Source organism: Micromonospora sp. NPDC049230, assembly GCF_040647875.1.
Taxonomy (GTDB): Bacteria; Actinomycetota; Actinomycetes; order Mycobacteriales; family Micromonosporaceae; genus Micromonospora.
The window spans coordinates 76221-92211 of the sequence record NZ_JBEZCZ010000001.1; the positions used below are offsets into that span (position 1 = coordinate 76221).

The 15991-nt window shown below is 70.9% G+C and carries 20 protein-coding genes and 1 pseudogene; 11 read left to right on the forward strand and 10 right to left on the reverse strand.

What is annotated here, in order from left to right:
• Window positions 1–51 precede the first annotated feature (51 nt).
• Window positions 52–639 (forward strand): DJ-1/PfpI family protein, encoded by a 588-nt coding sequence (locus AB0A95_RS00340; RefSeq protein ID WP_357553382.1) that lies wholly within the window; start codon window positions 52–54, stop codon window positions 637–639.
• A gap of 79 nt (window positions 640–718) precedes the next feature.
• On the opposite strand, the gene AB0A95_RS00345 is transcribed toward AB0A95_RS00340, so the two are convergent.
• From AB0A95_RS00345 to AB0A95_RS00355, 3 genes are read right to left on the reverse strand one after another with little or no spacing between them, the layout of a single operon-like run.
• Window positions 719–1861 carry a helix-turn-helix transcriptional regulator gene (locus AB0A95_RS00345; protein WP_357553383.1) on the reverse strand — a complete coding sequence of 381 codons (1143 nt, stop codon included), beginning with the start codon at window positions 1859–1861 and terminating at the stop codon, window positions 719–721.
• The gene (locus AB0A95_RS00350; protein WP_357553385.1) at window positions 1858–2001 is read right to left on the reverse strand and encodes a hypothetical protein; all 144 of its coding nucleotides are present in this window, start codon (window positions 1999–2001) and stop codon (window positions 1858–1860) included. Before AB0A95_RS00350 ends, AB0A95_RS00345 begins: the two co-directional genes overlap by 4 nt.
• Window positions 2002–2033: 32 nt before the next feature.
• The gene (locus AB0A95_RS00355) at window positions 2034–2246 is read right to left on the reverse strand and encodes a hypothetical protein (protein WP_357553386.1); all 213 of its coding nucleotides are present in this window, start codon (window positions 2244–2246) and stop codon (window positions 2034–2036) included.
• 129 nt (window positions 2247–2375) lie between these two features.
• On the opposite strand from AB0A95_RS00355, the gene AB0A95_RS00360 reads away from it, so the two are divergent.
• From AB0A95_RS00360 to AB0A95_RS00375, 4 genes are all read left to right on the forward strand, one after another.
• Entirely contained in the window at window positions 2376–3167 is a 792-nt protein-coding gene (locus tag AB0A95_RS00360; RefSeq protein WP_357553387.1) for a GntR family transcriptional regulator, read from the forward strand.
• The gene (locus AB0A95_RS00365) at window positions 3164–3718 is read left to right on the forward strand and encodes a GCN5 family acetyltransferase (protein ID WP_357553388.1); all 555 of its coding nucleotides are present in this window, start codon (window positions 3164–3166) and stop codon (window positions 3716–3718) included. The genes AB0A95_RS00360 and AB0A95_RS00365 overlap by 4 nt, the downstream gene beginning before the upstream one ends.
• A 203-nt stretch (window positions 3719–3921) precedes the next feature.
• Window positions 3922–4182, forward strand: a complete 261-nt coding sequence (locus AB0A95_RS00370; RefSeq protein ID WP_357553389.1) for a DUF6244 family protein — start codon at window positions 3922–3924, stop codon at window positions 4180–4182.
• A 318-nt stretch (window positions 4183–4500) separates the two neighbouring features.
• Window positions 4501–4941 carry a hypothetical protein gene (locus AB0A95_RS00375; RefSeq protein WP_357553390.1) on the forward strand — a complete coding sequence of 147 codons (441 nt, stop codon included), beginning with the start codon at window positions 4501–4503 and terminating at the stop codon, window positions 4939–4941.
• Between the two features lie 606 nt (window positions 4942–5547).
• On the opposite strand, the gene AB0A95_RS00380 is transcribed toward AB0A95_RS00375, so the two are convergent.
• Window positions 5548–6087, reverse strand: coding sequence for a helix-turn-helix domain-containing protein (locus AB0A95_RS00380; RefSeq protein ID WP_357553391.1), 540 nt, complete (start codon window positions 6085–6087; stop codon window positions 5548–5550).
• A gap of 84 nt (window positions 6088–6171) precedes the next feature.
• Between AB0A95_RS00380 and AB0A95_RS00385 the strand changes: the two genes are divergently transcribed.
• Complete coding sequence (locus AB0A95_RS00385) at window positions 6172–7065, forward strand: NmrA/HSCARG family protein (protein WP_357553393.1); 894 nt, start codon at window positions 6172–6174, stop codon at window positions 7063–7065.
• Between the two features lie 8 nt (window positions 7066–7073).
• Here AB0A95_RS00385 and AB0A95_RS00390 read toward each other — a convergent pair whose 3' ends face one another.
• The 5 genes and pseudogenes from AB0A95_RS00390 to AB0A95_RS00410 form a co-directional block, all read right to left on the reverse strand.
• Window positions 7074–8261: an FAD-dependent oxidoreductase gene (locus AB0A95_RS00390; protein WP_357553395.1), complete on the reverse strand. Its 1188-nt coding sequence runs from the start codon at window positions 8259–8261 to the stop codon at window positions 7074–7076.
• An 82-nt stretch (window positions 8262–8343) separates the two neighbouring features.
• Window positions 8344–9288 (reverse strand): RNA polymerase sigma-70 factor, encoded by a 945-nt coding sequence (locus AB0A95_RS00395; RefSeq protein WP_357553656.1) that lies wholly within the window; start codon window positions 9286–9288, stop codon window positions 8344–8346.
• Window positions 9289–9357: 69 nt separating this feature from the next.
• Window positions 9358–10476: pseudogene (locus AB0A95_RS00400) on the reverse strand (MFS transporter); the annotation flags it as partial.
• Window positions 10477–10551: 75 nt separating this feature from the next.
• Entirely contained in the window at window positions 10552–11031 is a 480-nt protein-coding gene (locus tag AB0A95_RS00405) for a hypothetical protein (RefSeq protein ID WP_357553396.1), read from the reverse strand.
• A 10-nt stretch (window positions 11032–11041) separates the two neighbouring features.
• Window positions 11042–11497, reverse strand: coding sequence for a GNAT family N-acetyltransferase (locus AB0A95_RS00410; RefSeq protein ID WP_357553398.1), 456 nt, complete (start codon window positions 11495–11497; stop codon window positions 11042–11044).
• A gap of 149 nt (window positions 11498–11646) precedes the next feature.
• Between AB0A95_RS00410 and AB0A95_RS00415 the strand changes: the two genes are divergently transcribed.
• From AB0A95_RS00415 to AB0A95_RS00435, 5 genes are all read left to right on the forward strand, one after another.
• The gene (locus AB0A95_RS00415) at window positions 11647–12045 is read left to right on the forward strand and encodes a Uma2 family endonuclease (protein ID WP_357553399.1); all 399 of its coding nucleotides are present in this window, start codon (window positions 11647–11649) and stop codon (window positions 12043–12045) included.
• 41 nt (window positions 12046–12086) lie between these two features.
• Window positions 12087–12881, forward strand: coding sequence for a class I SAM-dependent methyltransferase (locus AB0A95_RS00420; RefSeq protein ID WP_357553401.1), 795 nt, complete (start codon window positions 12087–12089; stop codon window positions 12879–12881).
• A 288-nt stretch (window positions 12882–13169) separates the two neighbouring features.
• Window positions 13170–13439 carry a hypothetical protein gene (locus tag AB0A95_RS00425; RefSeq protein ID WP_357553402.1) on the forward strand — a complete coding sequence of 90 codons (270 nt, stop codon included), beginning with the start codon at window positions 13170–13172 and terminating at the stop codon, window positions 13437–13439.
• Entirely contained in the window at window positions 13439–14479 is a 1041-nt protein-coding gene (locus AB0A95_RS00430; RefSeq protein ID WP_357553404.1) for a hypothetical protein, read from the forward strand. The genes AB0A95_RS00425 and AB0A95_RS00430 overlap by 1 nt, the downstream gene beginning before the upstream one ends.
• A gap of 70 nt (window positions 14480–14549) precedes the next feature.
• Window positions 14550–15479, forward strand: a complete 930-nt coding sequence (locus AB0A95_RS00435) for an LLM class F420-dependent oxidoreductase (RefSeq protein ID WP_357553406.1) — start codon at window positions 14550–14552, stop codon at window positions 15477–15479.
• Window positions 15480–15506: 27 nt separating this feature from the next.
• Here AB0A95_RS00435 and AB0A95_RS00440 read toward each other — a convergent pair whose 3' ends face one another.
• Complete coding sequence (locus AB0A95_RS00440) at window positions 15507–15944, reverse strand: hypothetical protein (RefSeq protein WP_357553407.1); 438 nt, start codon at window positions 15942–15944, stop codon at window positions 15507–15509.
• Between the last annotated feature and the right edge of the window lie 47 nt (window positions 15945–15991).

Consider the following 15991-nt stretch of genomic DNA (forward strand, 5'->3'; position numbering starts at 1 on the left):
TGGCAAGAATGCCACTCGTCCTCGACGGGCCTCGCGCGACATCCTCGTGAGGTGCGAATAGAAATCGTGGTTTTCGATGGCTTCGACGAGTTGGACGTCTTCGGGCCCTTCGAGGTGCTGGCCATCGCCGGGTTCCACGTCGAGCTGGTCGCCGTCGAGCGCCCGGGGCCGGTGGTCAGCATGCGGGGTGTCCACCTCCAGGTGCCGGCGGTGCTGGGGCGGCCCGACGGTGTGATCGTGCCGGGTGGGGGGTGGCTGAACCGGGCCGCCGCTGGCGCCTGGGCCCAGGCGCGGCACGGCGTGCTCCCGGCCCGGCTGGCCGCGCTGGCCCCCTCGACCCGCTGGATGGCGTCGGTCTGCACCGGCGGTCTGCTGCTGGCCGCCGCCGGCCTGCTGGGCCAGCGGCAGGCGACCACCAACCGCAACGCGTACGAGGAGTTGCGCTCCTACGGCGTCGACGTCGTGGACGAGCGGGTCGTCGACGACGGTGACCGCATCACCGCCGGGGCGCTCGCCGCCGGGCTCGATCTGGCCCTGTGGATCACGGAACGGGAGCTGGGCGCGGCCACCGCCGACAGTGTCGCCGCCACCATCGAGTACGCGCGACCGGCACCCACCTGGCTCGCGCCGGCGAGGTAGAACCAGGAGCGATTGCCTCGCGGTCGTCGCCGTGGGTCCGGGCGTCGGTGCCGGGACCACCCGCGGAACAGATCCGGCCTCATCGGATGAGCCCGATGTGGGTGGCCAGCTGGGCCACGCCGGCGGCTGCCGGGCCGTGGTGAGCGATCTCGGTGATGAGGGTACGGGCGGCAGGGCGGTGGCGGACCTCGGCGGGTGCGATGGCGTCGGCGTCGGCCAGGGCGTGCCCGGCTGTGGTGAGGTCGCCGTTCTGGAGGTAGGCGCGGGCCGCGTCGATGAGGTGAGCGGCGCGATGTTCGGCTGGTAGCAGGGGCCAGTCGTCGCGGCGGATCGACTGCTCGTGGCGGTACACGGCTTCGTCGGCGTCGCCGAGGTGCAGGGCGGTGAGGAAGCGGGCCAGCAGCACGACGATCGGGCCGAACGCGGTGTGGTGGGGGTCGTCTGCGCCGGTACGACGGCCGGCCAGTGCCTCGGCGTGGTCGAGCAGGTCCTCGACGCGGCGGTGATCGCCACAGCCGGCGGCGGCGATCGCGGCCTCAAGTAGCAGTGTTCCGCGTACCTGATCATCGGCGGCGGTGCCCGCGGCGGCGACCGCCGCGGTGAGGGCGAGGCGGTCGCGGCCGAGGGCGCGCAGTGCTTGGGCGACCACGATGGTGGCCGTGCCGGTGCGAATGGGATCGCCGGTGGCAGCGGTGACGGCTCGGTCGGCGGCGAGCCAGGCGAGGTCGGGTTCGCCGAGTTTGATGAGAACGGAGGCGGTGATCCGGTACGCGGACACCAGCAGTGGGGGCGTGGCGTGAGCGACGTCGAGCAGGACGGGCAGCGCCCGAAGAAGCTGGGCGTAGTGGGCGTGCTGGTAGGTCAGCCAGGCGTGCGTGACGTGCCGTTGCACCTCGTCGACGGCGACGATTCGGGTGGGGCGTTGGTGGTAGTGGGCCAGGGCGGCGCGGACCGCGTCGATGCCGTCCAGGCCGGTGGCCGCTGCCGGCGGTGGTGTGCGAGGGTCGAGCAGGACGGTCGGGTCGAGGCGCAGCACCTCCGCGATCTCCTGCACGACGGAGTACCGATCCAGGCCGCGTACGCCGCGCTCAACCTTGTCGACCCAGCTCTTCGACTTGCCGAGCCGATCGGCGAGCATCTGCTGGGTCATCCGGCGACGCATCCGCCACCGGGCCACCCGCCGCCCAACCGGCTCGTCGCGTTCCCCGGCGGGCCGCGTCACCGGTCCCGCCCTTCCGACGGTGCCTGGGTGTGCTGGCCACAGTGCGGACACCACCTCGACTTCACCCGGAACGCCAGCAGCCCGAGCAGAAACCCCGGCACCAGGCCGCCGAACACCACCGCCACAACTCCGGAAACCACGTGCTCGCTCGCTCTCTGACAAGTTGAGGGGTTCATGGGCGGACCATCTCTCGCAGGTACGTCGTCACCCGGGCAGCTACCTTCTCGGCCTGCTCGACAAGCGTGAGCAAGGGAGAGTTGATGGGCCGGCGCAGCTCTCGCGCGTCCTCGGCCCGAGCGAGAGCTGCCAGGTGAACACGGCTGGACTCAAGAGCACGGTTGACGACTTCGATGTCCCGGGCCAGCTCGCGGGCTTGGTCACCCATGCGCACACCTCCGAGCAATCGAAAAGTCGCTTTGAGTGTCGTTGGATTCATACCAACCATTTCAGTAGATGGGGGCGTAGTCAAGAGCGCCCGATAGATTGGTTGGTACGACATCGGGAGGGTGGCGAGATGGCTCAGCCGAGATACCGCCAGATCGCGAATAAACTTCGGGACCAGATAGCGTCGGGAACTCTGCGAGAAGGCGACCGGCTGCCGACGGAACCGCAGCTTCAAGACCAGTACGGTGCCTCACGCAATACGGTTCGCGACGCGACTGCTCTGCTGGTCAATGAGGGCTTGGTGCAGAGGGTGCCGGGGCGAAGTGGCGGCATGATCGTCCGAGGGAAGGTCACCTTGACGTTCCACGCGCATCGAGCCGAGATGCCCGCCCAGCCCACCGCCGAGACCGACGCGTGGCGCTCAGAGGTGGTAGCGCAAGGCTACGAGGCGTCGCAGGATTTCTCTTTGACGATCAAGTCGGTTTCACCCGATCTCGCCGAACGTCTCCACGTGGAGCCCGACTCGGTCGCGGTGCTGCGACGGTGCGTCCGGCACGTCAACGGCCAGCCGTCCTCGTTGCAGGACACCTACTACCCAATGGATCTCGCAGAGGAAGTGCGCGAACTGCTCTCGCCCAAGGACGTCCCGCAAGGAACCACCAGGCTCCTGGCCGAGCGGGGCCACGAGCAGGTGGCCTACTACGACGAGTACGTCTCGCGGATGCCGACGCCCGAGGAGACGCATCTGCTCGGACTCCAACCTGGCACGACGGTCCTGCTGCACATCCGCACCGGCTACACCGAGCGACGACCTCTCCGAGTCTCGTTCAACGTGTTCGCCGGCGACCGGAACCAGATCGTCGCCACTCAGGGCGACATCGGAGTCATCGCAAGATTCCGGCCGGAAGAGTCCTCCGAATGATCATCACTCCCGCCCGGCTGGAGGATGTCGACATCATCATGAGGTGGCGGCGCGAGCGAGTGGCCTGGCTCGCCGCCCGAGGTGAGGAGCAGTGGTCTATCCCGTTGCCCCGCTCCGCCATGGCATCGACCGTCTCGGCCGGACAAACCTGGATGGTGTGGGACGGTGACGCGCCGGCCGCCACTATCACGCTGACCGCCTACGTCGACGTCGACGCCCTGTGGAAGCCCGACCGGGATCCCGAGGCGCTGTGGCACCCCGAGGATGATCCAGCCGACGCGCTGTACGCGGCGAAGATGATTATCCCGTTCGCCCGCGCAGGCGAGAACCTGGGCGGCGAGATGTTGGACTGGGCCGGCGGCCGGGCGTACGCGGCCGGGCTGACCTGGCTGCGGCTGGATGCCTGGACAACCAACCCCCGGCTACACGACTACTACCGACAGCAAGGCTTCCGACACGTCCGCACCGTCACGTCCCGCGTCTCCGGCGCATGCTTTCAGCGGCCGTCCCAGCCTTACCTCAATGGCCGGCTCAAGAGCGAGACGAGCTGAAATTCCGCGCAGCGCTCTGGGGCATGCGCGTCGTGTTTTAGTCCGCTGCCAGGTTTCGCGGCGGAAGGCGTGCGAGGCTGGGCTGCTTGATCTTCGCCGCAACGGGCAGTCACGGGCGTGCATATACGAGGTCGCCTTGCGTAAGCTGCTACCGACTAATCACGCTTGGTGAGTGCTGGACGTCGCACCGCGGGGGAGGGCATGTGAGCGCGGCGCAGATCATCGCGCAGTTGGCCGCTGCATCGCAGAGGTTGGATGAAGCGCAGGCCAAGTTGCTAGCGGCGAGGGAGGACGCGAGCCAGGCTCGGACGCTCGTGGCCGGCGCGTTGCAGGGCGGTTCTGGGCAGTTGGTCGGGCAGATCGACGGCCTGGTTGAGGTGCTCGGTCAGGTTGCCAGCCGTCCGGCAGTCACCAATGAGCAGGTGAAGCAGACGATTGCGAAGGTGCAAGCGCTGGGAAACTAAACGCGGGTGGTGGCAACGGATCAAGCCAGCCACCCGCGAAATCGTCACAAGGCAAGCCAACTGCCCGCAACGCCTCGGCGGCGGCGAGGGCACGACGTGCGGCGGACAAGGGGAAGGGCAGGTTCGACCCACGGCGTGAGATCGTCAGCCCGGAAGCGATCAGCGCTGGTGCTGCGATTGGGTCGGCGGCGTGGGCTAGCGTGTCGGAAATCATGCCAATCACTGCCAAGGCGCTCGTTGGGACGTTGCTCGCCCTCGGTGCGGCGGGTGGCGCGCTCAGGGCCTGGGTGGCGAAGCTCGATGAGAAGAGGGGCAAGGATGAAGATCAGCAGTCGAGTTGAGCCGCTGACCCGCAGCGCGATTCACGCGGCAGTGCAGCAGGACCCCTCCAAACTGGAGACGGCTTTGCAGGCGCTACCTGACGATCAGGCAGTGCGAGAGGCTGTCGAGCTAGCCCTGGCCGTCACGCAGCTTGTTCTGCGGGATATCCACCAGGGCGAGCCGAGCGACGAGGAAATCCGGGCCGTTGCTGCTGAGATCGTACGGGCCGAGGCTTGGGCGCATGCGACTGACGAGCAGGTCTCCGCGTTCCTCCTGCGCCTTGTCAAGGGTGAGCCATTCGCGGGTGCGGTGCCCACGGAGAACGTCGTAATACTGGCGATCGTCTCGGCGGCCAACCTGCTGTCGTCCTGCCGGCGCGATGATGAGGAGTGGTGGAACTATCTCGACCGACTGGAAGCGGCATTAGAGAACGCGTGAGTCCGCCTTCCGGTGCGGGATTGATAGACGGCCGCTACCGCAGGCGGCCGCTCTCGTGCCATGCCCGAGCCGGCCCCCGGCTTTCAAAGCCTCTCGCTGGCCGTGGATCCGCCTTCCTGGAGGAGTGCCGATGGGAACCGCCCGAGACGCGGTGGTTCACGCGCCGGCAGCATTCCGCCACCGTCGTGGCGTGTACGTGTCCGCGCAGGAGTTGAACGTCGCATGAGCCTGATGATCCGCTGTTGGCCCGTCCCACCATCGAGGATGCCTTTCGACGGCTCGGGGATCGGCTGGCGACGTGAACGCCCCTCGTGTATTCGTTCGGGCGACGAATCCCGGGCGTGAACGGCAGCCGGCGGTGGTTGACGGCTTCCGGGATCGCCGTCGACGACATCGGCGAAGCCACGGCGACCGCGTTCACGAACCCGGGGAAGTTCGACGGCCTGGACGTCGAACTCGCCGGCGCCCTGCTCACCATGACCGAGTTCGCGGCGATCCTCAGCAATGCCGGCCGCCTGTTCGCGTGCCCGGTCGAGGAGCGCCTCCGCCTCCCGTCAAGCAGGTCGATCCTCGACAGACCTGGCCCGAGGGCCGGAACGGCACGGGTCACGCCCCGGGTGGCTGAATTCCCGCCAGGGCGAGGGTCAGGAGCCGCTCCGCCTTTGTCGCGTCGGACGGCTGGGCGGCGAGCGAGATCGCGTTGACGAGGGTCACCAGGTCCGCCATCGCGACGTCCGGGCGTACGGAACCCTGGTCCACGGCCCGACGCAGCAGCTTCTCTCCTGCCACGGTGAGCGTCGCGCCACAGGTCCCGTTCTCCTCGGGTGGCGCGTTCAGCAGCGTCACCGCCAGGCCGCGGGTTGTCGTGGCGTACGCGGTGACCTCCCGCAACCAGGTGGTGAACGCGGCGAGTGCGTCCGGCTCGACCAGCAGGTCGTCGGCGCGGGCGGAGAGGTTGCCGACACAGGTGCGGAACACGGCCTGGAGCAGGGACCAGCGGGACGGGAAGTGTCGGTGCAGGGTCGCCGAACCCACCCCGGCGGTGCGGGCGATGTCCTCCAGCGACGCGTAGGCGCCGTCGCGGGCGATCGCCTCGGCGGCCGCCGTGACGATGAGGTCGTAGTTGCGTTGTGCGTCCGCTCGCATGGCCCGCCATTGCCAAAGTGGGGTGGTCCCCCATATCGTAGCCGACGAGAAGTGGGGGGAGGCCCCACTTCGTGGGAGGCAATCATGACTGTCCTTGTCATCGGCGCGACCGGCAAACAGGGCGGGGCGACGGCCCGAGCACTGCTCGACCGTGGCGTCGCGGTCCGCGCGCTGGTCCGCGACCCCGGCGCCGACGGCGCCCAGGCCCTGCTGGAGCGGGGGGCCGAACTGGTCAGGGGCGACCTGGACGACGCGGCGTCGCTGTTCGCCGCGGCCGAGGGGGTGGACGGCCTCTTCTCGATCCCGTACCCCGACGTGGCGAACATGCAGGGCGACGCCGAGCTGACCCGCGGCCGCAACGTCGTCGAGGCCGCCCGCCGGGCCGGTGTGTCGCACGTCGTGCACAGCAGCGTGTCGGGTGCCGGCGACTTCCACCGCAACCAGCCCGGCTGGGCCGAAGGGCGCTGGGAGCGGCACTACTGGGAGAGCAAGGCGGCCATCGACGAGATGGTGCGTACCGGGGGCTTCGCGCACTGGACAGTGCTCCTGCCCTCGACCTTCATGGAGAACCTCGTCGGCTGGTCCTACCTCTTTGGCGACTGGTCCAGCGGCACGATCATCACCGGGTTCGCCGCGGACGCGCGGCTTCCCTGGATCGCCGTCGACGACATCGGCGAAGCCGCGGCGACCGCGTTCACGAACCCGGAGAAGTTCGACGGCCTGGACGTCGAACTCGCCGGCGACCTGCTCACCATGACCGAGGTCGCGGCGATCCTCAGCGAGGTCACCGGCCGGACGATCGCCGCGCCCGTGCTCACCCCGCAACAGGCGGTGGAGCGTGGCCTGCTCCCGGCCATGGTCAACGCGGTCGAGCGGATCAACGAGAACGGTAGCCCCGCCCGCCCGGAGACCGCCCAGGCGCTCGGCCTGCCCACCACCGATTTCCGCACCTGGGCCCGGCGCACCTTCGCCGGATAGTCACCCGATCACGAGACCGTCGCGAGGGTCTCCGGTCGATTCGCGACGATGCGGTGGCGGCGCACCGGGTACAGGATCGGGCGGGAGATGCTCCAGGCCGCGCCCGCGCAGACGAACTCCTTGTAGCGGGCCGCCAGCGTGCCCTTGAGCAGGGCGGGCCGGGCCCGGTCGTCGGCTGTCACATACTGGATGATGCCGTCGCGGCGGCCGAGGCTGACGCACTGGTTGAAGTAGCGCAGCGGGGCCTTCGGGATCTTCGTCCGACCGGTCAGGCGTGCGGCGATGGCGTCGGCGGCCTGCCAGGCCATCGGGACGCCCGAGGCGCAGGACATCCGCAGTGGTTTCCCGCCCGGTCCTGCGGCGATCGCCGCGTCGCCGACGGCGTACACGTCGGGGTGGGAGACCGACCGCATCGTGGCGTCGACGACGATCTGCCCGGTGTCCGCGACGGTCAGGGTCGTGGCGGCGGCGACGGGGTGGACGGCGAAGCCGGCCGTCCACACTGTCACCTCGGCGGGGAGCACCCGGCCGTCACCGGTGACCGCGCCGGTGGCGTCGACCCGGGCGATGTCGGTGTGCTCGTGGACGGTGATCCCGAGCCGGTGGCAGACCCCGCGCAGGTGTTGCCGCGCCTTCGCGGTGAGCCAGTCGCCGAGCGCACCCCGGGCGGCGAGCGCGACGTCGAGGTCCGGGCGGGCCTCCGCGATCTCGGTGACCGCTTCCAGGCCGGTGAGGCCACCGCCGACGACGAGCACCGTCGCGCCCGCCGGAAGCTGGGCCAGGCGGTCGCGCAGCCGCGCCGCCGACGTCCGGCCGGCGATGTCGTACGCGTGCTCGGCGACGCCGGGGACGCCGTGGTCCGCGCTGGTGCTGCCGAGGGCGTAGACGAGCGTGTCGTACGCGATCTCGTCGGTGCCGTGCTCGGCGACGAGGGCGACGGTCCTGCGGTCGGTGTCGACGGCGGTGACCCGGGCCACGCGGGTCTCGACTCCGGTGCCCGCGTAGACGTCAGCCAGCGGTCGGTGCTTGAGGTGCTGCCCGGTGGCGAGTTGGTGCATACGGACCCGCTCGACGAAGTCGGCGTCGGCGTTGACGACGGTGATCCGCGTGTCGTCGCGGTGCAGTCGCCGGGCGAGACGCCCGGCGGCGGTGGCTCCGGCGTATCCGGCCCCGAGGACGACGATCCGGTGCTTCATGGTGTCACTCCTGTCTCGGTGAGGGTCGCTTCCTGAACCGGACAGCGACCCGATTCCTGACAGGAGTCGGCTGAGAGCTGGGTCACCAGACGTGCAGCAGGGGCTCCCCGTGCGCGGACGCGGACCAGTGGCGGGTGGCGCGTACCAGTTTGTCCGGGTTGACCTGGGCGTGCAGGGCCGCGACGCCGTCGGACGTCACCTGGAGCGCCAGGACACCGACGACCTGTTCGTCGAGCACCACCACCAGCGCCGGGGCGCCGTTGGCGACCTCGACGTAGAGGGCGGGGCTGCCGCCCACGATGTCGCGTTTGGCGGTGCTGGGCGCGAACAGGCCGCGCAGGAACCTGGCCACCGCCAGCGCGCCGACGACGGGAGTGGTCCGGGCCGGGATCTTGCCGCCGCCGTCGCCGACGCTCGTCGCGTCGTCGGTGAGGAGCGTGACCAGCCGCTGGGTCTCGCCGTTGGCGGCCGCCGCCAGGAACTCCTCGACGATCCGGCGCGCGGTGGCACCGTCGACCTCGGCGCGGGCCCGGTCGCCGGTGACGTGTTGCTTGGCCCGCCGGTAGATCTGCTGGCAGTTCGACTCGCTCACGCCGAGGATGTCGGCGATCTCCGCGTGCGAGTAGCCGAAGGCCTCGCGGAGCACGTACACCGCGCGCTCCTTGGCCGACAGCCGCTCCAGGAGGGTGAGGACCGCCATCGAGACCGACTCGCGCTGCTCGGCGGTGTCGAGGGGGCCGAGCATCCGGTCCCCGGCCAGGACCGGTTCGGGCAGCCAGGTGCCCACGTAGGTCTCGCGCCGGGCCCGCGCCGAGGTGAGCTGGTTGAGGCACACGTTGGTGAGCGCCTTCGTCAGCCAGGCCTCGGGCGTCTCGACCCGCTGCCGATCGGCGGCCTGCCAGCGCAGGAACGTGTCCTGGACCGCGTCCTCCGCGTCACTGGTCGAGCCCAGCAGGCGGTAGGCGATCGCTCCCAGGCGGGCCCTGGCGCGTTCGAAGAGCTCGACCTCGTCCGGACTGAGCGGCATGGCTCGATAGTTAACCACGCCCGCGAGCCGGCCGACCGTGCCCGTGGAAAACCGGAGCGTGGCGGCCACCGCCGTCAGGCAGAGCACGACAGCGGCGATGAGCGGCGGGCGTCCGCCGAGGTGGACGGCCGCCGAGCCGAGCGGGATGGCCAGCACGAGCGGGCCGAACATGGCGGTGTTCGCCGTCGCGGAGACCCGGCCCAGCAGTGCCGACGGCGTGTGCGTCTGCACGGCCGTCACCGCCGCGACAAGCGTCCAGGGCAGGCCGACGCCGGCGACCACCGCGCCGGCGACAGTCACCGGCCACCACGGCAGGCAACGGGCCAGGCAACCCACGGCGAACAGCACGGTGCCGGCGGCACCGACAGCGGTGGGGCCCCGGCCGGCCAGGAGCCTGCCGACGAGCAGGCCGCCGATGATGGAACCGGCCCCCTGCGCGCTGGTCAGCACCCCCAGGAACGTCGTCGGTAGGCGCAGTTCCGTGATCACGATCTGGTAGACCGCCGCGGTGGTGAAGCCGGACATCGCGATGGACACGGCGGCGAGCACGACCGGCACGACCGTCGCCCGCTGTCCGAACAGGACCGACAGTCCGGTACGCGGACCGTGGCGCCGCTGCGGTGGCTGGTCGGGTGGCGTGCGGTGCGGGCGCACCGCCGCGTACAGGATGGCGACCAGGACCGGCATGGCCGCACTGAGGACGACGACCGCGTGGCCGCCGCGCCACGCGTAGAGGGCGGCGCCGGCCAGCGGGGCGACGAGCTTCATGCCCTCCTGTGCGCTGGAGCGCCACCCGTTGACGTCGCCGAGTTCGGCAGGTGACAGCGCGGACGGCAACAGCGCCGTCTCACCCGCGTCGATGAGCACGTAGCTGACGCCGTAGACGGAGGAGACGGCGAAGATGAGCCACGTCTGCCCCGGCCCCCGCACCGCGAACAGCGTCAGCAGGGCGGCGGCCAACAGGAGGTTCACCGCGATGACGAGTGGCCGTCGGGGCGCCCGGTCGAGCAGGCCGCCCAGCCACGGGCCGGCGAGCACCGGGGCGTACACGCACAGCCCGGCGAGGGCCGCGAAACCGGTGGAGCCGGTGAGGTCCAGGATCCAGATGCCGGCCACCAGGGACATGGCGCTGCCGCCGAAGCCGGACAGCAGGGAGATCGCCACGAACAGTCCCGCGTTGCGCCGCATGGGCCCTCCAGGTTGAGTCGAGGTGACTCACATCCTGTTTATTGAGGCGTCCCGACGCAATGCTGATGGCCAATGTCAACGCGGCATTGACAGGGCGGTCTCGATCGTCGACGCGGCGGCTCGGGCGGGTGCCGGCAGCCGGTCGCCCGCTTCGCCGAGGTCGGCGACGAGGTGCAGGGCCAACGCGTACAGCGATCCGGGGGCGGCGTCCAGGGCGGCGTCCACAGTGTCGCGCACCAGCCCCGCCCGACGGAACCGCGCGTCCCACCGCCGGTCGGCGGCGATCCATCGCCCGAGGTCGGCCACGGCGGCACGCACCGCCGCGATCTGCGTCGAGTAGCTGACGTCGAGCTGCTGCCGCCGCGACCGCCGCGCCGCCACCAGGCGCTGCCGGCGCTGCTCGGCGGCCTGCCGGCTGCCGAGGCCCAGCGCGTGTGCCACCTGCGCCCACGTCGCGCCGCCGTGCCGCGCCCGGTCGATCAGGTCCAACTCCTGCTCGTCCAGGCGGGCGCGGGCAACCTGGACGTCCGCCAACTGCGCCAGCTCCGACGTCATCCTGTCAACATTACGTTGACAGTTTCCGCGTCGGTGCGCGCACCAGGAACACGTCCACCGGATCCTCGGCCTCAAGCGTGAACCCGTGTCGCTCGTAGAGCCGCCGCGCCGGACTGCCCCGCAACACGTTCAACCGGACCACGGCGCCGTCGCTGTCGCACCGGTCCAGCAGCTCGCGCAGCACGGCCGTGCCGATGCCGCTGCCCTGGAGGTGCGGCGCCAGGTAGAAGTGCTCCAACCAGCGGGCGTCGTCCGCCGGGCGCAGCGCCACACAGCCGGCGAACGCGCCGCCCACCTCGACAACCCAGGTGTACGCCGCAACGAAGCCGTCGCGCAGGCGCTGCCGCACGCGCTGTTCGTCGTAGCGCCCGAGTCGCTCCAGATCGGCCCGCAGCACCACGGCGCGCAGCTCGGCCACGGCGTCGACGTCCGCCATCGAGGCTGGCCGCAGCTCCCACTCCACCATGATCACCACGCTAGCGCTGCCCGCGGGGCTACAGGAGGCGCAGCCCCGCGACGAGGAGACCGACACGCCGCCCGCCCTGCTCGACCCGGCACGCCGACGTCGCTGAGCGGAGCAGGGCACGGTGCGCCTGGTCAACGAGGATGAGGCTCATGAGCGCTGAGGCCGTCGGCATGCACATGCCCGCCATCGTGACGCTCGACGACGTGGCCGCGATGAACGCCGCCGACCCGAACGGCCACCGTTACGAGACCAGCCCCGAGGGGGTCCTGTCGGTCATGCCGCCCCCCGACTCGGACCACGCCATGATCGCGGTCGACGACGTCGTGCTCGTCGTGGAGATCGTCTCGCCGGGCTCGGAAGCGATCGACTCGGTGACGAAGGTCCGCGAGTACGCGTCGGCGGGGATCCCGCGGTACTGGGTGGCGGACCGGGACGGCGCGCAGACGGTCACAGTGCATCGGCTGGGCGGCGACGGCAGCGACGAGGAGCGGGCCCGGATGCCGTTGGCATGGCTGCTGCACACGACTCCCGCCGATCATCTCGACTGAAATTCACCGCCGAGGGGCAGCGCTCGTCGTATCGTGCCGGCATGACGCACCCGGTGTGGGCGGACGGTGACGCGTACGAGGCGTACGTCGGTCGGTGGAGCCGCCTGGTCGCGGCGGAGTTCCTGCGCGGGGTGGGCGTGGCACCCGGTCGGCAGTGGCTGGATGTCGGCTGCGGCACCGGCGTGCTGACCTCGACGATCCTCGCCGACGCCGCACCCGCTCGGGTCACCGGCGTCGACCGGTCGGTGGGTTTCGTCGCGACCGCGCGTACCCGGGTCGCCGACGCGCGGGCGACCTTCCAGGTGGGCGACGCCCGCGCGTTGCCGGTGGGTGACCGCACCGCGGACGTCGTGGTGAGCGGGTTGACGCTCAACTTCGTGCCGGAGCCGGCGCGGGCGGTGGCGGAGTTCACCCGGGTGGTCCGGCCGGCGGGGACGGTGGCCGCCTACATCTGGGACTACGCCGACGGCATGGCGATGATGCGGCACTTCTGGGACGCCGCCGCGCAGCTCGATCCGGCCGCGGCGACCCTCGACGAGGAGAGCCGTGGCACCGTGTGGCGGCCCGAGGCGTTGCGGACGCTCTGGGAGGACGCCGGCCTGGGCGAGGTGTCGGTCCGACCCGTCGACGTGCCGACGGTCTTCGCCGACTTCGCCGACTACTGGACACCGTTCCTCGGTGGACAGGGCACGGCCCCCGGGTACCTGACGACGTTGGCAGAGCCGGCCCGGGACGCGCTGCGGGAGGCGCTGGCGGCCCGTCTACCGGTCGAGCCGGACGGCTCGATCCACCTCGGCGCGCGCGCCTGGGCCGTGCGGGGTGTCGCGGCCGGGTAGCAACCGCGACTCACGTTTTCGCAGGTCAGATGGGGTCTGTGTCGTGCACCGGACAAGACGGTAGGGCCTCCGGCGGAGCACTGTTGGGGCAGGTGCCGACTCCGCTGGGGGCGCCCGCAGCGGTTTCCTCCTCACCGGGACAGGGACGTCATCACCGCCGACGCCGCCGCATGGCCGCGTCGACCGGGCCGGTGTCCCGTCTTCCCTCTCGCACTTCTGTGCGTCACGCCGGTCCGGCGTCGCTCAATGCCGTCCGGGCCCGGCGACCTATTTCAGAGAGGCATTTCCATGGCCGCTCCCACCGCAACCGCGACCCTGACCGCGCCGGCCTACTCGCCGGGCGACCAGATGCTCCTGACAGTCACCTACGCCGACACCGACACCAAGCCGTTGACAGTCACCATCGTGGTCACCGACGCGCAGGGCAACAGCAGCGCACCCGTCAAGGTCACCGCGGTCATCGACCCGCTCACCCTGACCGTGACCGACAACTCCGGGCGTATCTGGACCCGGGTCTCCGACAACGGCGCCGTCGCCGTGTACCGGGCGGTGGCGTGATGCCCCGCGTCACCGTCCAGGTGCGCGACACGGCCGGCAACACCGCGACGGCCACCGCCGACTACATCGTGGGTAGCCAACCGGTGCTCGGCGGCTACTACCTCTCCGGTGGTGCCGACCCGACCGCCGACATGGCCGGCGGCAACTTCCGCTCACTGACCCAGTACCGCAGCTTCGCCGACGGCTACACCTTCCCCGGCTACAACCGGCCCTGGCTGATCACCCTGGGCAAGACGGGGGTACAGATCAACATGGTGTTGGAACTCAAGCACTACGGTGCCGCGGACACCGGCCCGCAGACCTTCACCGTGGACGGCACCACCTACACCGTGCCGGCGCCGTCGATGACCATCCAGCAGCGCCCCAGCAGCACCTGGCCGAAGGCGTACGGGTACGGACAGGTGATCAGCGGGCAGTGTGACGGGCTGTTCGCCCGCGCGCTGGCGCAGTATCGGACGCTCGGCTTCGGCGTGAACATCCAACTCACGTCCGAACTGGACACCGACCACGAGTTCGGCACCACCGAGGCCGGTGTCGCGTACACCTGGGCGCAGTCCGACGCCCGCGCGGTGCAGGCGATCAACTACATCCTCACCTGGTTCAAGGCGCGGACGCTGCCCGGCGGCACGACCTTCTCGGTCGGCATCGCCGGCTTCGACAGGGCCTGCTTCCAGCGCGTCCACCCGGAGTCGCTGATGACCCGTCTGGACTTCCTCCAGTGGAACGTCTACGGCATCAACGCCAGTCACACCGCGTTGGCCCGGTTCCGCCGTACCAAGGACTGGGCGGTGGCCGACCTCGGTCCGGTGGCGCTGTCCCGCCGGGTGCTCATCGCCGAGTGGGGGGTGCGGGTGGCCGAGATCCCCAACCAGGCCGCCTGGATCGCCACTGTGCCGGCGGCCATCGCCCAGCTCAACGCCGAGGGTGGACCGCCGATCGCCCGCACCAACTACTTCAACTCCGGGTGGGGCACGCTGACCCCGAAGGCGACCGGGCTGGCCGCGCTGCGGTCCGCCTACGCCACCCCGCCGTACGCCTGAGTCAGCGGCTTGGGCGGCCCGGTCGGTGTGACTGCCGACCGGGCCGACCGGGGGACCCTATGCTCGGATCATGGAATTGCGGATCTTCACCGAACCCCAGCAGGGCGCCAGCTACGACCAGTTGCTCGCCGTCACCCGCTGCGCCGAGGACGCCGGCTACGGTGCGTTCTTCCGGTCCGACCACTACCTCAAGATGGGCGACGTGACAGGCGAGCCCGGCCCCACCGACGCGTGGACCACACTGGCTGGCCTGGCCCGGGACACCAGCCGCATCCGGCTCGGCACGTTGATGACCGCGGCCACCTTCCGGCTGCCCGGCCCACTGGCGATCACCGTGGCGCAGGTCGACCAGATGAGCGGCGGCCGCGTCGAGTTGGGCATCGGCACCGGCTGGTACGCCGAGGAACACAGCGCGTACGGCATCCCGTTCCCGCCCCTGGCCGAGCGGTTCGACAGGCTGGAGGAGCAGCTCGCGGTCATCACCGGGCTCTGGTCCACGCCGCCGGGGCAGCGCTACGAGCACGACGGGCGGTACTACCCGGTCCGGGACTCGCCAGCGCTGCCGAAGCCCGTGCAGCAGCCGCGCCCGCCGATCCTGCTCGGCGGGACGGGCCCGAAGCGCACCCCCAGGCTGGCCGCCCGCTACGCCGACGAGTTCAACCTGCCGTTCGCCTCGGTGCCGGACACGGCGGCCCAGTTCGACAGGGTCCGCGCCGCGTGCGCGGAGATCGGTCGGGACCCGGCCGAGATGGTGTGGTCCAACGCCCTGGTGCTGTGCTGCGGACGCGACGACGCCGAGGTGGCTCGTCGGGCCGCCGCCATCGGCCGCCAGCCGGACGAGTTGCGGGTCAACGGCCTGGCCGGGACGCCCGGCGAGGTCCTGGACACCATCGGCCGGTACGCGGAGATCGGCAGCCAGCGGCTCTACCTCCAGGTGCTGGACCTCGGCGACCTGGAACACCTCGAACTGGTCGCCCACGAGGTGATGGCGAAGCTCTGAGTCGACGAGTCGACGTGCTGCTGGTGGTCAGGCGCGGCGGTGGGCGCCCACGCCCGTCCCGGGCAGGTCCGCCGCACCCAGCACGGTGTCCAGCCGTCCGTCCCGATCACTGTCCACATAGGTGATGTCGGCGATCCCGTCGCCGTCCACGTCGATCTGCACGACGTCGGCGACGCCGTCGCCGTCGAGGTCGGTGACCACCTCCACCGAGCCGTCCAGGTGCCGGGTCACGATCGACTGTGGCCCGGCGCCTGGCGCGCGCGGTGCGGGGCCGGGCGCTGGCACCGGAGTCGGGGCCGGTGCGGGCGCCGGCGTGGGGCGGGGACCGGGCGTGGGCGACGGATGGCCGGGCAACCCGCCGGTTGGCGGCGTGCTGGCCGGCTCGACGCCGCTGCCGGTCGGGTCCAGCTCCTCCTCGGAGGGGAACACATCGCCCCGTGGGGCCGGATCGCGGTAGCTGCTCATGGGCGTAGGGTTCCCCGGCGATGACGAGAACAACCGTGCCCGATCGA

Excerpts from the sequence above, each read along its gene's own strand:
- AB0A95_RS00415 (WP_357553399.1), top strand. The coding sequence starts at position 11,647 with ATGAGCGCTGAGGCCGTCGGCATGCACATGCCCGCCATCGTGACGCTC.
- AB0A95_RS00395 (WP_357553656.1), bottom strand. The coding sequence starts at position 9,288 with ATGCCGCTCAGTCCGGACGAGGTCGAGCTCTTCGAACGCGCCAGGGCC.
- AB0A95_RS00405 (WP_357553396.1), bottom strand. The coding sequence starts at position 11,031 with ATGACGTCGGAGCTGGCGCAGTTGGCGGACGTCCAGGTTGCCCGCGCC.
- AB0A95_RS00365 (WP_357553388.1), top strand. The coding sequence starts at position 3,164 with ATGATCATCACTCCCGCCCGGCTGGAGGATGTCGACATCATCATGAGG.
- AB0A95_RS00375 (WP_357553390.1), top strand. The coding sequence starts at position 4,501 with ATGAAGATCAGCAGTCGAGTTGAGCCGCTGACCCGCAGCGCGATTCAC.
- AB0A95_RS00430 (WP_357553404.1), top strand. The coding sequence starts at position 13,439 with ATGCCCCGCGTCACCGTCCAGGTGCGCGACACGGCCGGCAACACCGCG.
- AB0A95_RS00420 (WP_357553401.1), top strand. The coding sequence starts at position 12,087 with ATGACGCACCCGGTGTGGGCGGACGGTGACGCGTACGAGGCGTACGTC.
- AB0A95_RS00380 (WP_357553391.1), bottom strand. The coding sequence starts at position 6,087 with ATGCGAGCGGACGCACAACGCAACTACGACCTCATCGTCACGGCGGCC.
- AB0A95_RS00355 (WP_357553386.1), bottom strand. The coding sequence starts at position 2,246 with ATGGGTGACCAAGCCCGCGAGCTGGCCCGGGACATCGAAGTCGTCAAC.
- AB0A95_RS00435 (WP_357553406.1), top strand. The coding sequence starts at position 14,550 with ATGGAATTGCGGATCTTCACCGAACCCCAGCAGGGCGCCAGCTACGAC.
- AB0A95_RS00360 (WP_357553387.1), top strand. The coding sequence starts at position 2,376 with ATGGCTCAGCCGAGATACCGCCAGATCGCGAATAAACTTCGGGACCAG.
- AB0A95_RS00410 (WP_357553398.1), bottom strand. The coding sequence starts at position 11,497 with ATGGTGGAGTGGGAGCTGCGGCCAGCCTCGATGGCGGACGTCGACGCC.
- AB0A95_RS00385 (WP_357553393.1), top strand. The coding sequence starts at position 6,172 with ATGACTGTCCTTGTCATCGGCGCGACCGGCAAACAGGGCGGGGCGACG.
- AB0A95_RS00440 (WP_357553407.1), bottom strand. The coding sequence starts at position 15,944 with ATGAGCAGCTACCGCGATCCGGCCCCACGGGGCGATGTGTTCCCCTCC.
- AB0A95_RS00425 (WP_357553402.1), top strand. The coding sequence starts at position 13,170 with ATGGCCGCTCCCACCGCAACCGCGACCCTGACCGCGCCGGCCTACTCG.
- AB0A95_RS00390 (WP_357553395.1), bottom strand. The coding sequence starts at position 8,261 with ATGAAGCACCGGATCGTCGTCCTCGGGGCCGGATACGCCGGAGCCACC.